Raw genomic sequence first — 14,154 nt, 5'->3', positions numbered from 1 at the left:
ATCAGGACAGTTCCCGCAGCGACCGGATGGGCGGTCCCGGGGGAGGGCAGGACGGTTCCGCCGAACATGTCGAGCGATCCAGGGAGCGGAAGAATGAAGGCTCATGCGATGAGGCGGGTCAGGATGGTGGCGGCTGCGCTCCTGCTGTTCGCGGCGGCGGCCACTCCGGCCGCCGCCGCGGCGGACAGTGGCCGGCAGGGCGCCGCCGACACCCCGTGGAACTGGAAGAACGCCAATGGAATGAAGTGTCTGGTGATACCGGGCGGCAGCACCGCCTACGCCTCACCCGCCACCCAGCGGACGTGCGACGGCACGAACTGGCAGCTCTGGGTGAATGAGGTCAGCGGGAAGCTGACAGAGATCAGGAACCACCACACGGGTATGTGCCTGGACGCCGCCAACGGCAGCACGGCAGACGGTGCGATCATCGCGCAGCGGACATGCAACGGTATGACATGGCAGAAGTGGCGTGCGTTCTTCCAGAGCAGCGGCGCCTATCAGATCGTCAACGAGCACTCCCAGAAGTGCCTGGAGGTCCTCGGCGGCAGCACGGCGGACGGCGCGAGTGTCGTCCAGCGCTCCTGCACCCCGGTGCCCTGGCAGTACTGGTACTGATCGCCGGCCGGAGACGACCGGCCCCGCCGGCCCCTCGCCCAGTGGTACGGAGCGCTCTGCCCGCCCCTGCCATGGGGCGAGCAGCCCCGCGCGGGCGCCGGAACCCTCCGGACGGGGAACCCCGCTCCCGGCCCGACCGGCGGCCCGGGCAACCTCATGCGCCGGACCGCCGACCGGCGCCGGACCGGTGTCGTCCCACCCGTGCCACTGCGCCTCCCGGACGGCCGTCGGGATGAGGCTCCCCGGAGCGTCCTCGCCGGGCCCGGTGGTCGCCCGCTCCCCGGGCGCGCCGCCCCGCGCCTCCCGGACCTGGTGCACTCGCCCCCGGGCCCCGGGAGAGCGGTGTGGGGTCCGAGCCGTCCGCGCGGCGGACCCCGGTGACGGCGACGGTGCCCTCCTGGTCCGGCAGCCGGGCAGGGGCCCCGGTGCCGCGGCCGGCGGATCGACCCGGCCGGCGGCAGGCTGGTGTCGTGCCCGGCGCCCGCGCCGACGGGACGCGGGCCCCGTCACCGCACACGAAAACCCCGCGACCCCGGCGGTCGTCCCCGGGATACTGGGCGCCCATGGACGAGGTCGAAGTCGTGGTTGCCCATGCCGAGCGCGCCACCCTGCGCGTCGGTGACATGTTCCTGAAGGTGGACGCCGATCAGGCGCGCGTCGACGCCGAGGTCGAGGCGATGTCCCTCGCGCCGGTCCCGACCCCGGCGATCCTGTGGCGCGAGCCGCCCGTACTCGCGATCGCCGCACTCCCGGGGACGGCGCTCGGGCGCCTCGGCGGGCCGTCGGCCGGGTCACCCGGGGCATGGGCCGCGGCGGGCGCCGCCCTCCGTACGCTGCACGACGCGCCCCTGCCGCCGCGGACGGGCCGGGCCGGCCGGAGCACCGTCGCCCTGGCGGCGGAACTCGACGACGAGTGCGCGTCGCTCGTGACGAACGGTGTCCTCCCCGCCGGCCTGGTCACCCGCAACCGCGAGGTCGCCGAGGCCGCGCTCCGGCCGTGGACACCGGCGTTCACCCACGGCGACCTGCAGATCGCGCACGTCTTCGTCGACGGCGGCAGGGTCACCGGCATCATCGACTGGTCCGAGGCGGGCCGGGGCGACGCCCTGTACGACCTGGCCACCCTCACCCTCGGACACGAGGAGCACCTCGACGACGTCATCGCCGGCTACGGCAGCGGCGTTGATCTCGGCGTGATCCACGCGTGGTGGTCGCTGCGAAGCCTGCTCGCGGTTGGCTGGCTGATCGAGCACGGCTTCGACCCCTTCGCACCGGGCTGCGAGGTCGACGTGCTGCGGTCCCGGATGTGAGGCCGCGCGGGCCGGGGGACCGTTGTCAGTGGCGGGTGCCATCATCGCCGTACGGCCTCGGTGGAGGGGAACCCCGTTCGACCGGCGGGAGTTCGCCACCCCCGGTGGCGCGGGGTGTCCACCGGCGGACGGAGGCGCGCCCCACCGGGCCACCGGTCGGCCCACGGACAGGACGGAGGAGGGCGATACTGATCGTGAGAGTCGCTCTCGGCACGCGGGGCAGACGCCCCGGACACGGGCCGGGCGGCGCGGACGTACCTGTGCCGGTGTCTTCGAGGGGAGCTGTTCATGACCACGGCGAAAGACCTGTTCATCATCGCCATGGGCCCGGAGGCCGGGCACTCCGTGGGACAGGGCGATCTGTCGCTCGCCCTCGCGGGGGCCGAGCTGATCGATCTCATCGGTGCGGGGACGGTCGCGGTGGACGGCGACCGCATCGTGCCGGGCGGGCCGCCGGCCCCGGACGACCGGCTCGTGGCGGGGGCCGCGGCGGAAGTCGTCCGGCAGGAGCCCCATGAGCGGATCGAGGAGTGGCTGTGGCGCCGGGGCCGGGATCTGTCGGCCGTGTACCAGGCCGCCCTGGAGGAGGACGGCGAGCTGATCCGCGGGCGAAGCGGCGCGTCGCCCTTCGGTCCACGGCGGGTGGAACCGGCCGACACACCCTCGCGCCACCGGGCGGTCTCCCGCTGGGAGGAGGCCGAACCCGTCCTGGGCGCCCTCGCCGCGGCTGTGGGTATCGGCACCGAGGAGTCCGGCGATGAGCCCGGCCTCACGGACGAGGCGGTGACCGCCGTGGTGGCCGCCGTCCACGACGCGGTGATGGAACTGGAGGCCGTGCGCCAGAGGAGGTCCATCGAGAGCGCGGCCTTCGCCAACCTCTGGCGCGGGGTCTGAGCGCGCCGGGGAGGGCGCGGCGCCGCACCGGGCGGCGAGGGGAGAGAGCGGCCACCGGCCGGCAGCGGGGACGACGCCCACCGCGGGTGGTGCCGGGCCGGCCCGGCCACCGCCGTACGGGACAGCGTGAGCGCGGGCCCGCCGGGGCGCTCACGCGCGGAAGGGCGAGGCCCAGGGGACCGGGCCGGTGACCGCCCGGGGAGACGGTCCCGCTCAGCGCGTGGACACCCGGAAGGTGCTGAGCACGGCCTTGTGGTCGGTCGGCCACGTCCAGGTGGGCTCCCAGAACCTCTCCCTGCCCGGCTCCTGCACCCGCTCGTTGCGCACAATGGTGCTGGACGGGCCGACGATCACGCTGTCGAGCAGCCGTATCCGCCGGTCCGGGTGGTAGAAGACGAAGTCGATCCGGTCCCGCTCGTCCGCCTTCGGCGCCCAGGTGAGCTGCCCCACGTCGGCGCCCGGGTTGTCGCTCGGCCAGGTGAAGCCCGGCCTGCGGACGGGGTCCGGGTGGATCACGCGATAGCTGTCGCGGAAGCCGGCGTCCTCGATCGCCTTCGTGGTCGACCACATGACGACGGCGCCGTTGTGGTCGAACCGGTTCCGGGTCCGGCGGGTCCAGTCCCGGTGAGAGGGCTCGTTGAAGTCACCGGCCAGCAGCGTCAGCCGCCCCTTGGCGCGCTCCCTCGCGGCGTCCGCGAGCACCGTCCTCGTCACCTTCGTGCGTCCCGACGCCGTGTTGAGCCGTGTGATCAGCCCGGTATCGGTGACCGGACCGGTCGGGATCTCGTTCCAGCCGTACTCGGAGGTCTCCAGGGGCGACGGCGTGCCGCCGCCGTAACCGCGCGGCAGATAGGTGACGTAGTAGCGGTACTCCAGATGCCCGGAGTAGGCGGCGACCTCGGTGCCGTCGACCGAGACGACCGCCTTCGACCAGTACGGGAAGGACGCGTGCTCGATGATCGGGTAGCGCGAGATCACCGCGGGGTCGACCGGGTTCTCGTTGTCGAAGTAGGTCAGCCCGCGCTCGGCGAGATCGGCCAGGAGATGGGCCACCCGCTCCGGGTTCGACTCGCTGAGCATCACCACGTCCGGTTCCACCGCGGCGATGGTGTCGGCGATTCCCGCCCGGCCGCCCGGCACCCGGCTGCCGCCGAGCCAGATGTTGAACTGCATGACCCTGAGCGTTCGGTGCGAGGGCCCGCAGTGCTTCCGCCCGTCCCTCGGGGCGGCCTCCGCCGTTCCCGTGGCGAGCACTCCCGCTCCGACGGTCGCGCCGACCATCCCGAGCACTTCGCGACGCTTGACCATCCGTGACCTCCAGTGAGTGCCATGTATCCATGGCCCGGTCACGATCCGACACGGGCCGGGACAAGCGTCGAGGCCTCTCGTGTATGACGCGTGAACTCAGGAGCAACGTCAGATGTTGAATGATCAATAGTGTCTCCGGGGGGTGGTGCGGCCGTCCGCCGCACCCTCGCCCACCGGCCCCGGAGCACATGACAAAGGCAAGGAGAGCGCTCTCCTTGCCATGCTCAACTTATAGCGCACGGGGGGGCTTGCCACAAGGCCCCGGTGCCGGCGGAAAATCGTCCACCGACGCCACCAGCAGGTGGTTCGACGGAGTGGGAGGCGCCGGTCGCGATGACGGAGACGTACGTGCTGGATCTTGAAGAGGCCGACGAGACGCGGACAGCGGCCGTCGGCGGCAAGGGCGCGCAGCTGGGCGGGCTGTCGCGGATCGACGGCATCCGCGTGCCGGACGGTTTCTGTGTGACGACGGATGCCTTCCGGCGGGTGATGGCGGATGTCCCGTCGATCGGCGACCGCCTCGACCGGTTGTCCCGGGTGGACCCGGACGACCGGGAGGCCGTCCGCACGCTCAGCGCGGAGATCCGCCGGGCCGTCGAGGGGACCCCCGTCCCGGACGACCTCGCGGAGGCGGTCACCGGCGCGCTCTCCCGGCACGGCGAACGGGCCACCGCCTATGCCGTACGGTCCAGCGCGACGGCGGAGGATCTGCCGACGGCCTCCTTCGCCGGGCAGCAGGACACGTATCTCAACGTGGTGGGGCCGGCGTCGGTGCTCCGGCACATCAGCCGCTGCTGGGCCTCGCTCTTCACCGAACGGGCCGTGGTCTACCGGCGGCGGAACGGCATCGACCACCGCACGGTCCACATGGCCGTGGTCGTGCAGCGGATGGTGTTCCCGGAGGCGTCCGGCGTCCTGTTCACGGCCGACCCCGTCACGGGCAACCGGAAGGTCGCCACCGTGGACGCCGGTTTCGGTCTCGGTGAGGCCCTGGTCTCCGGTCTGGTCAACCCGGACGTCTTCGCGGTGCGGGACGGTGGGATCGTCACCAGGACCATCGCCGCCAAGGAGCGGGCCGTCCACGCCCTGCCGGCCGGCGGCACGCGGGAGGTGGCGGTCGACCCGGGGCGGCAGCGGGAGCCCGCGCTGACCGATGCGCAGGTCGTCCGGCTCGTCCGGCTCGGGCGCCGGATCGAGGCACACTTCGGCCGCCCGCAGGACATCGAATGGTGTCTGGTCGAGGACGGTTTCCGGATCGTTCAGAGCCGGCCGATCACCACCCTGTTCCCCGTTCCCGCCGCCGAGGCCGGCGACCCGGAGAACCGTGTCTATGTCTCGGTCGGCCATCAGCAGATGATGACCGACCCCATGAAACCCCTGGGTCTGTCCGTGTGGCAGCTGACGGCCATGGCGCCGATGCGGGAGGCGGGCGGGCGGCTGTTCGTCGACGCCACCGGGCGGCTGACCTCGCCCACGGGCCGGGCCGGCCTCCTGGAGCTCATCGGCAGAGGTGACCCGCTGGTGCGGGACGCGCTGGAGACCGTTCTGGACCGCGACGACTTCATCCCGCTGCTCCCGGACCCGGAACCCGGCCCGGCCCGGGACCCCGGCGGGCCGCCGGCCCCGATCGGGACGGACGCGGCCGTCGTCACCGGGCTGGTCGAACGCAGCCGGGCCTCGGTCGCGGACCTGGAGCGCGCTGTCGCGACGAAGACCGGACCGGCGCTGTTCGACTTCCTGCTGGAGGCCTTCGACGAGCACCGGCGGGTGATCGCCGATCCGCTGAGCCTCCAGGTCATCACGGCGGGGATGGAAGCCACCTGGTGGCTCAACGACCGGCTGCGGGAATGGCTGGGGGAGAGGAACGCGGCCGACACGCTCACCCTGTCCGCCCCCGGCAACATCACCTCCGAGATGGGACTGGAACTCCTGGACGTCGCGGACGCGATCCGCCCGCACCCCGAGGTGGTGGCGTTGCTGCGGCGCGTCGCCGACGAGGACTTCCCGGACGGGCCGGACGACTGGCTGGACGCGCTGGCGGAGCTGCCGGGCGGAGCCGGGGCGCGCGAGGCCCTGGAGGGCTACCTCGACCGGTACGGCATGCGCTGCACCGGCGAGATCGACATCACGCGACCGCGCTGGCGCGAGCGGCCCGACGCACTCGTTCCGGCGATCCTCGACAACATCAGGAACTTCGGGCCGGGCGCCGCCGGCCGGCGCTTCGAGGAGGGGCGGCGGACGGCGCTGGAGAAGGAACTCGACGTGCTGGCCCGTCTGCGGGCCCTGCCGGACGGGGACCGCAGGGCCGACGAGACCAAGCGGATGATCGACCGGGTGAGGACCTTCATCGGCTACCGCGAGTACCCGAAGTACGACATCGTCAGCCGCTACCTCGTCTACCGGCGGGCTCTGCTGGCGGAGGCGGCGCGCCTGGCGCGGGCCGGCGTGCTGACCGAGCGGGAGGACGCGTTCTTCCTCACCTTCGGGGAGTTCCACGAGGCCGTGCGCTCACGGCGGGTGGACGACGGGCTGGTCCGGCGGCGCGCGGAGGAGTTCCGGTCGTACGCCGCGCTCACCCCGCCCCGGGTGCTCACCTCCGACGGCGAGGCCGTCACCGGGACGTACCGGCGCGAGGACGTGCCGGCCGGTGCCCTGGCCGGCCTGCCGGTCTCCGCCGGGACCGTCGAGGGAAGGGCGCGGGTCGTCCTCGACATCGCGGACGCCGATCTCGAAGCGGGCGACATCCTGGTCACGACCTTCACCGACCCCGGCTGGTCGCCGCTGTTCGTCGGGATCGCGGGCCTGGTGACCGAGGTGGGCGGTCTGATGACCCATGGCGCGGTGATCGCCAGGGAGTACGGTCTGCCGGCCGTGGTGGGCGTGGACCGCGCCACCCGGCTGATCCGGGACGGGCAGCGCATCCGGGTGCACGGAACCGACGGCCACATCGAGTTCCTCACCTGACCGCCGGTGCCCGGTTCCCCGGACGGTGTGCCGGGGCGGCGTCGTGACCGGTGGGCAGGGCGTGCGGGTCCGTCCCGTACCCGCGGCCGGGCACCCTTGTTGAACCGACTGTCACGCGGCGGGTGCGCTGCCGGTCTCCGGCGCGCCCGCCGCTCCGCGTGTCCGGGCCGACGGCCGGCGGGGCGCGGTTCAGCCCGGCGGGGATCGCTTCCCGGAGCGGCCGGAGAACGGAACAGGGACGGAATGGCCGAGCCCATCTCCTCCGCGAAACGCTGAACAGCGTGTCCGGAAATTCGGTTTATTCCTTGTCCGTTCGTGGGTGCGAGGTCCTCAACGCGCCGATCAGCGGTCGACGACGATCAAGCCATTCCCTGCGCTGCGGCCCCCGATAGCGTGGGCGGTATAGACCGGTGGCAGTTCGCGGCCAACGGATGGATCTTGGTTGCGCATCCTGTCCGGGTGCCGAACGAGCGCCTCGCGATGGGCGGCCGCAGCCCGGATCGCGCCGCCCGGCCGGCTTTTCGAGCACGGCCCGGAACCTCGCGCGGGATTCGCGAAAGGTCCCGGCCACTCGTGCGTTTCCTAACGGTGTGTCAAAATGCGAGGCGTGCGACCGGAAACGCAAACGCGCCTACCACAATCCGCGTCGACTGCGCACTCTCCGGGCGGCGAGATCGAGTCCGTTGTGACGATCCGAACCAGCGGCCGGAAAAACACCTAAATCGCCAGAATTGAGGTTGGGGCCGCCCGCACGATGTCTGGTTGACCTCAGTCAGAGGCGGTACGGTCATGTCCACGGTTGTACCTGGCTGTTCGTTCGATCGCTGTAGATGCATCATCGAAGCCCGCTGCGGCGGGTACTTGAGTGTAGGGGACCAAGGGGAGCGAACCAGGGACTGCGGCGGGAATGCCGCAGAGAATGAGAGTGAGGGCATGTGTCAGCAGCGCGCGGCGGTGAGGATGTGAGCGCTCTTGTCCGGCGGCGTTCCGACGCTCACCACATTGTCGAGGTGGGTTCCCGGAATCGGGCTGCGTCGTTCTGCGATGTCCCGGTGCATGGGGGTGGGGAGACGGGGATGAACGGACACTGGATTCCGCACATCGAGGTCGCCTTACTGGGTTCCCTGGTTGTGCGGGTGAACGGAAATCCGGCGGTGCCGTCCGCGCCGAAACTCAGACAGCTCGTCGCGCTCCTGCTGCTGCACGCGAATCGCGCGGTCACGATTCCCGTGTTGGCCAAGGAGCTGTGGGAGGATCACCCGCCTCCGAGTTCGGTGGCCACTCTCCAGAACTATGTGCGTCATCTGCGCAAATTCCTTGGGAAATCACTGGGTGTCACGCCCGAACAGGTCATGCGCGATGTTCTTCTGACGAAGTCCGGTGGATATCTCTTCCATATCGAGTCCGGTGAGACGGATCTTCAGGTTTATGAGCGAACCCTCGCCGATGGGCGGGCCGCCCTCGCCGAGGGGCGCGATGAGGTGGCGTCGCATCGCATCGGGGAGGCATTGAGTGTGTGGCGCGGCTCCCCGATGGCCGATGTGAAGCCGGGGCCGCTGCTCGACGTACAGATCATGCGGCTCCGGGAGTCCCGGCTCATCGCGCTGGAGCAGCGCATCGAGGCCGATATGCGGTTGGGGCGGCACTACGACGTTCTGAGCGAGTTGATAGAGCTGGTCGCCGAGCACCCGCTGAACGAGAGTCTGCACGCCCAGCTGATGCTCGCCTTTCACCGCTGTGGCCGTCGCTCCCAGGCTCTGGCCACCTTTCAACGGCTGCGTCGGCTGCTGAACAAGGAGTTGGGCGTGGGGTCCTCCCTGAGACTGGAGAGGCTGCACCGGGCGATCCTCACCTGCGACCCGATCCTGGACATCCCACAGAACACGGGAGCCCATGTGGTGGTCAACCGGCTGATCGGCACGGTTCCCCGATCGGCCTGAGCCCCTCGGCGATCTCCGCCCCGTGCCGGTGCCCGGGCAGCCGTCGACGGGGACCCGGCCCTGTCTCTCCCCGGCGCGGGCGGTGCCGCCGTCCCGGTCACAGCAGCGCCGGGCCGTGGGGTGGGGTGGCGGGCGCGAAGACCGGGAGTCCGCGCAGCCGCTGAAGACCGAGTGCTTCCAGCTCCGCCACGTGCTGGCGGCTGAGCGCCATGAGGAAGTCCTCCTGGGCTCGGGCCATGGCCCGGCGCTCCCGGATGTCGCCGGCGTACATGCGCACCAGATCCCGGCCGATGGCGATGTGCGCGGGCTCGTCCGCCTCGATGGTCTCGATGTCCTTCATGATGTCGGGCGAGGTGACCAGCCGCAGGACGTTCTTCTCCTGCCGGTCGTGGACCGAGAGGACGACCTCGCCCGAGTACTGGTTCGCCGCCGCCAGTTCGGCGGCGGAGGCGCTGCTCACCTGGGTGCTCAGCATCTCCCGCAGATGGGAGGGGACCGAGTAGCGCTGGAGCCGCCACTCGCCGTTGCGCCGTTTGACGGCGGCGGCGAATATCTCGTAATGGCGGGTCTCCTCCACGATCTGCTGGGTCAGCCGGAGTTTGAGCAGCACTTCGGAGTCCGGGAGCAGGGTGATCTGCCGGGCGGGGGTGACCGCGCCGAAGTACCACTCCCCGAACGACCGGCGCCGCAGATAGGCGATCTCCCGTTCGATCCGCTCCTCCGGCGGCACACCGAGGAGGGCGTAGGCATCGGGGTCGTAGAGGTCGTTGGCGATCGCCATGGCGCGGTCGTAGAGCGTGTCGGCGAAATCGGTGTCCGACGGTTCTCCCAGACGGGAGTCCTCCAGAGCCGAGAGCTGGGGCAGGGAGAGAGAGGCTCCCTCATCCATGACTTTCCTCCTTGACGGACCCCGGAGGGGCGGTGGACCGGCCGGACCGGCGAGGGGGGAGTGCGGCACGCGGTGCCGGCGGCTGCGTCCGGGTGTCGTACGACGGCTCACCGGGCGGTGGCTCACCGGGCGGTGGTCCACAGGGCGTTGGCTCACTGGGCGTTGGCTCACCGGGCGGTCGTGGGGTGCCGGTCGGCGGGGCGGGATCGTTCACGGCGCCGCTCCCTCCCGCCCGCCGGCGAGCGCCGTGCGCACGGTGCCGAGCACCTCGTCCCGGCAGTGGTCGATGAAGAAGTGCCCTCCGGGGTACAGGTGGGTGGCGCAGGGGCCGGAGGTGTGCCGCTTCCAGCCGTCGAGCTGCCCGGCCGACACCCAGGGGTCGCCGTCACCGCCGAACACGGTGACGGGACACTCCAGCGGGGGACCGGGCGACGGCACATAGCTCTCGCTCATCGCGAAGTCGGCCCGGACGACGGGGACGACATGGTCCATGAGCGCGGCGTCGTTGAGGATGTCCTCGGGGGTGGCGCCGTACTCGCGCAGGACCTGGATCAGCGATTCCCGGTCGAGCCGGCTGAACGGCCGCTCGGGGCTGCGGATGTGCGGCGCGGCCCGGCTGCACACGAACAGGTGCGCCACCCCGCGGCCCATCGCCTCCAGCCTCCGGGCCACCTCGAAGGCCAGGACCGCGCCCAGGCTGTAGCCGAACAGGGCGATGGGCTCGCGGTCGGCGGCGAGGACCGGTGTGAGCGAGTCGGCGACCGTGTGGAGATGGCGGGCGGGTGGGAGGCGGGTCAGCCGGCCGCGCCCGGGCAGCTCGATCGTGACCGTCTCCACGTCGGGGGCGAGGTGTGTTCCCCAGGAGCGGTAGAAGGTCGAGGACCCCCCGGCGAACGGCAGGCAGTACAGGCGCAGACGGGACGCGGGCAGCCGGTGGTGGCAGTCCAGCCAGTCCGGTGTCACCACAAGGGAGTCGGTCATCGGGCCTCCGCCGCGAGGGTGCCCGGCAGCGGCAGCGCCGCCGGCCGGGCGGTGAGCCGGACCGGCATGCGCTTGAAGCCCGCGACGAAACTGGACACCAGGTGATCCACCGTCCCCGCCGGCTCGATGCCCTCCACCCGGCTCGCCAGCTCGGAGACGAACAGCCTCAGGGCGACCCGGGCGAGTCCGGCGCCGATGCAGAAGTGCGGTCCGTAGCCGAAGGCGACATGCCGGTTGGGCGTGCGCGCGACATCGAAGGTGTACGGGTCGGGGAACACCGCGTCGTCGCGGTTGGCCGAACCGAGCCAGGCCGTCACGGGCTCACCGGCCCGGATCAGTTGTCCGTGCAGCTCGATGTCGCTGACCGCGTACCGCATGAAATGGCTGGCCGGTGAGGTCCAGCGCAGGCCCTCCTCGACACAGGTGTTGATCAGGGCGGGGTCCCGGGCCAGCCGGGCGTACTGGTCGGGGTGTTCGGCGAGGGCGAGGACGGTGCCACTGGTGGTGTGCGGGGTGGTCACATTGGCGCCGAGCAGCAGGCTGTAGCAGTTGAACAGGATCTGCTCGTCCGTGAGCGGCTCCCCCTCGAACCGCATGGACATCAGCACGCCGATGAGGTCGTCGCCGGGGTCGCTCCGGTCGCGCCGCTTGAGCTCCTCGTGGAAGACGGCGAACAGCTCGTGGTGCGCCTGGCGCAGGGTGTCCAGGGGGGTGCCCTGCTGGTAGTCGGGGTCGTCGTAGGCGATCGTCATGGTGGTGAGCCGCGCGGTGTGCGCCCACACCTCGGACGGGATGCCCATGAGCGTCCCGGCGAAGGCCATGGGGAACATCAGCGCGGCCTGCCCCAGGTCGAAGACCTCCCCGTCCAGCGCCGGCTCCAGCAGATCGAGAGCGATCTTCCGGAACTGCGCCTCCCTGGCCTGGACCGAGCGCATTCCGAGGGCCCGGTTGAGCGGCTCGCGGAGCCGGGTGTGCTCGGGCGGGTCGGTGTCGGGCATCATCTGGCCCGCCGCGATGTCGGGCATGTTGAGATCGACGATGCAGAGCATGGTGCCCCGGCGCGAGGTGAACTCCTGGTGGCTGCGGAGGACCCGGCACACATCGGCGTGGCGGGTCACGGCCCAGAAGGCCTCCCGGCCGTTGAGGGCCGGCTGTTGGTGGAGCGGCTGATCGCGGCGGAGGCGGGCCCAGAGGGCATGGGGGTCCCCCTCGGCGTAGAAGCGGGAGTCCAGCAGATTGACGGAACCCGGGTCGACCGCGGTGTCCGGAGCGGAGGAGGTGAGTTTCACGCGGGCTCGCTCCCGTCGTGGTGCGGGGTCGTGGAGCACAGATCCGTGACGACCCGGGCGAGCCCGGCGACCGTGGGCGACCGGTAGAAGGAGCGCGGCGGCACGTCCACGCCGAAGGACTGCTGGATGGTCTCGGTGAGCCTCATGGCGAGCAGGGAGTTCCCGCCGTGCACGAAGAAGTCGCCCTCGGGGCTGATGTCCTCGCGGGAGAGGACCTTCCGGAAGATGTGCAGCAGTTCGCTCTCGATGTCCTCCCCCGAGGGGGTGACGCGCATATCGTCCATGATCTCCACATCCTTGTTGGTGGCCTGCCCGCTCCGTGGTGGCCGGCCGCTCGGCGGAGCGGTCGCCATGAGCCCGGGTCCGCGGACGGCGAGCGCCCCCTCACCCCCTGGTGGTCGGCGGGCGGTGCGGGGCGGCGCGCGCGGCGGTGTCCAAGGGTGAGTCCGGGTCCTCCTCCCGCACCGTCCCGGAGCCGTCCGTGTGCCGGGGCCCCGGCCCGGCCGGCCCGCTTCCGGAGCGCGAGCCGAGGGGAAGGGTGGAGCTCCCGGGGATCGGGAGGGCAAGGGTGAATGGTTTCTTGAGTCGCGCCGGGAACGATGCCCTCCGGGGCGGCGGCGTCCGGCAGGCGGTCGGGGGAAGCGCTCGGTCGGGTGCTGCGGACATTCCGTCGGCCGGCGGTGTCCGCCGTACGGTCGCCGAATGCGGAGGGATTCTTCCCGGGCCGACCCGTCAGCGCTCAACGACGGTGTGCGTGATCGGCAGCGGAGTCTTGTCCCCGGAATAATACAGAGGTGGCTTCCGCTGTCGACACGCCTTGACGACAACCCGGAAGATGCCTCTAATCAAGTCATGGTCACTTCGCTTCCATCGGAATGTTCCCGGGCTGTCGATTCGCTGGGGGAAAAGGAGTTCCGTGAAATGTGTGGAGTGCGGGGGAGAGGATATGCACTCCCGTGGATTCAGCGGTCGTCAAGGTCCTCCTGAGCGGGCCGATTGCCTCCGGGACCCGCTCGCGGCCGTGCGCGGACGCGTATCCGTCTCGCCGGCGAGACAGAACCCACGACAGTCCGTCCGTGCCACGAGCGGCGGACCGACCACCAAGGAGGGGAACCCGTGGACGGGGCGACGACAGGGGCACAGCCGGCGGGCCGGCCGGCCATGGCCCGGCGAACCAGCGGATCGCGGTGGCTGCTGCGGCCCCCGGCGGAGGACTGCGAGATCCGGCTGTTCTGCTTTCCGTACTCGGGCTGCGGAGCCACCATGTACCGCAACTGGCCCGAGCGCATAGGGCGGATCGAGGTGCTGCCCCTCCAGCTCCCCGGCCGGGAGAACCGGATGCGCGAACCGCACTTCGCCACGTACGAGCGTCTCGCGGACGACTTCGCCGACGAGTTCGCGCCCTGCCTCGACCGCCCCTTCGCCTTCTTCGGGCACTGCGGAGGGGCACTGCCGGCGTTCGAGGCCGTGGTGCGGCTGGCGGAGCGCGGGCTGCCCGCTCCGCTGCGGCTCTTCGTCTCGTCCCAGGTCGCCCCGCACGAGGGGCCCTACGGACGGTTTCTCGGGCTCTCCGACGATCAGCTGGCCGATGAGCTGCGCACCCTGCTGGGCGCCCTGGGCGGGGGCAGAACACCCCCGCCCCAGCTGCTCGAACTGTATCTGGAGGTCCTCGTCGCCGATGTCGAGGCCAACCGGAAGTACCGCAAGCCCGCCGAGGCCGGCATCCCCTGCCCGATCACCGCCATCGGCTGGGACCGGGACGCGGAGGTCCCCCACCGGCTGATGAGCGGCTGGCAGGACTGCGCGCCGACCCGGTCCGTCCTCCTCGGCGGCGAGCACTACACCTTCCTCGACGCCCCGGGCCCGCTGATCGACGTGTTCGCGGCCGACCTGCTGCCCTGACCCGGTCCGCCGGCGGCCCGCGGACCCGCCGGCCTCCCGGCCCCGGGGCGGGGGCCGCGAGG

The 14,154-nt window shown here is 71.5% G+C and carries 11 protein-coding genes; 6 read left to right on the top strand and 5 right to left on the bottom strand.

What is annotated here, in order from left to right; translation table 11 throughout:
* Positions 1–108 precede the first annotated feature (108 nt).
* The 3 genes from ACWCRA_RS15040 to ACWCRA_RS15030 all read left to right on the top strand — a co-directional run bounded on the left by ACWCRA_RS15040 (position 109) and on the right by ACWCRA_RS15030 (position 2,819).
* Positions 109–615, top strand: a complete 507-nt coding sequence (locus tag ACWCRA_RS15040; protein WP_451067780.1) for an RICIN domain-containing protein — start codon at positions 109–111, stop codon at positions 613–615.
* A 563-nt stretch (positions 616–1,178) separates the two neighbouring features.
* Complete coding sequence (locus ACWCRA_RS15035) at positions 1,179–1,925, top strand: phosphotransferase family protein (RefSeq protein WP_351555331.1); 747 nt, start codon at positions 1,179–1,181, stop codon at positions 1,923–1,925.
* Positions 1,926–2,213: 288 nt separating this feature from the next.
* The gene (locus ACWCRA_RS15030) at positions 2,214–2,819 is read left to right on the top strand and encodes a GOLPH3/VPS74 family protein (RefSeq protein ID WP_351555328.1); all 606 of its coding nucleotides are present in this window, start codon (positions 2,214–2,216) and stop codon (positions 2,817–2,819) included.
* A 213-nt stretch (positions 2,820–3,032) separates the two neighbouring features.
* Here the strand turns inward: ACWCRA_RS15030 and ACWCRA_RS15025 are convergent, their stop codons facing one another.
* Entirely contained in the window at positions 3,033–4,127 is a 1,095-nt protein-coding gene (locus tag ACWCRA_RS15025; protein WP_451067779.1) for an endonuclease/exonuclease/phosphatase family protein, read from the bottom strand.
* 333 nt (positions 4,128–4,460) lie between these two features.
* On the opposite strand from ACWCRA_RS15025, the gene rph reads away from it, so the two are divergent.
* Both rph and ACWCRA_RS15015 read left to right on the top strand, forming a co-directional pair.
* Positions 4,461–7,091, top strand: coding sequence for a rifamycin-inactivating phosphotransferase (gene rph / locus ACWCRA_RS15020; protein ID WP_451067778.1), 2,631 nt, complete (start codon positions 4,461–4,463; stop codon positions 7,089–7,091).
* A 1,076-nt stretch (positions 7,092–8,167) separates the two neighbouring features.
* Complete coding sequence (locus ACWCRA_RS15015) at positions 8,168–9,031, top strand: AfsR/SARP family transcriptional regulator (RefSeq protein WP_351555319.1); 864 nt, start codon at positions 8,168–8,170, stop codon at positions 9,029–9,031.
* Between the two features lie 97 nt (positions 9,032–9,128).
* Here ACWCRA_RS15015 and ACWCRA_RS15010 read toward each other — a convergent pair whose 3' ends face one another.
* From ACWCRA_RS15010 to ACWCRA_RS14995, 4 genes are all read right to left on the bottom strand, one after another.
* Positions 9,129–9,920, bottom strand: a complete 792-nt coding sequence (locus ACWCRA_RS15010; RefSeq protein WP_351555316.1) for a hypothetical protein — start codon at positions 9,918–9,920, stop codon at positions 9,129–9,131.
* Between the two features lie 210 nt (positions 9,921–10,130).
* The gene (locus ACWCRA_RS15005; RefSeq protein WP_351555313.1) at positions 10,131–10,901 is read right to left on the bottom strand and encodes a thioesterase II family protein; all 771 of its coding nucleotides are present in this window, start codon (positions 10,899–10,901) and stop codon (positions 10,131–10,133) included.
* Positions 10,898–12,190 carry a cytochrome P450 gene (locus ACWCRA_RS15000; RefSeq protein ID WP_351555310.1) on the bottom strand — a complete coding sequence of 431 codons (1,293 nt, stop codon included), beginning with the start codon at positions 12,188–12,190 and terminating at the stop codon, positions 10,898–10,900. The genes ACWCRA_RS15005 and ACWCRA_RS15000 overlap by 4 nt, the downstream gene beginning before the upstream one ends.
* Positions 12,187–12,474, bottom strand: a complete 288-nt coding sequence (locus ACWCRA_RS14995; RefSeq protein WP_451067777.1) for an acyl carrier protein — start codon at positions 12,472–12,474, stop codon at positions 12,187–12,189. Before ACWCRA_RS14995 ends, ACWCRA_RS15000 begins: the two co-directional genes overlap by 4 nt.
* Positions 12,475–13,306: 832 nt before the next feature.
* On the opposite strand from ACWCRA_RS14995, the gene ACWCRA_RS14990 reads away from it, so the two are divergent.
* Positions 13,307–14,092 (top strand): thioesterase II family protein, encoded by a 786-nt coding sequence (locus ACWCRA_RS14990; protein WP_451067776.1) that lies wholly within the window; start codon positions 13,307–13,309, stop codon positions 14,090–14,092.
* Positions 14,093–14,154 lie beyond the last annotated feature (62 nt).

The organism is Streptomyces sp. NPDC001889 (assembly GCF_053594535.1).
This window is presented reverse-complemented; position numbering and strand designations above follow the sequence as displayed.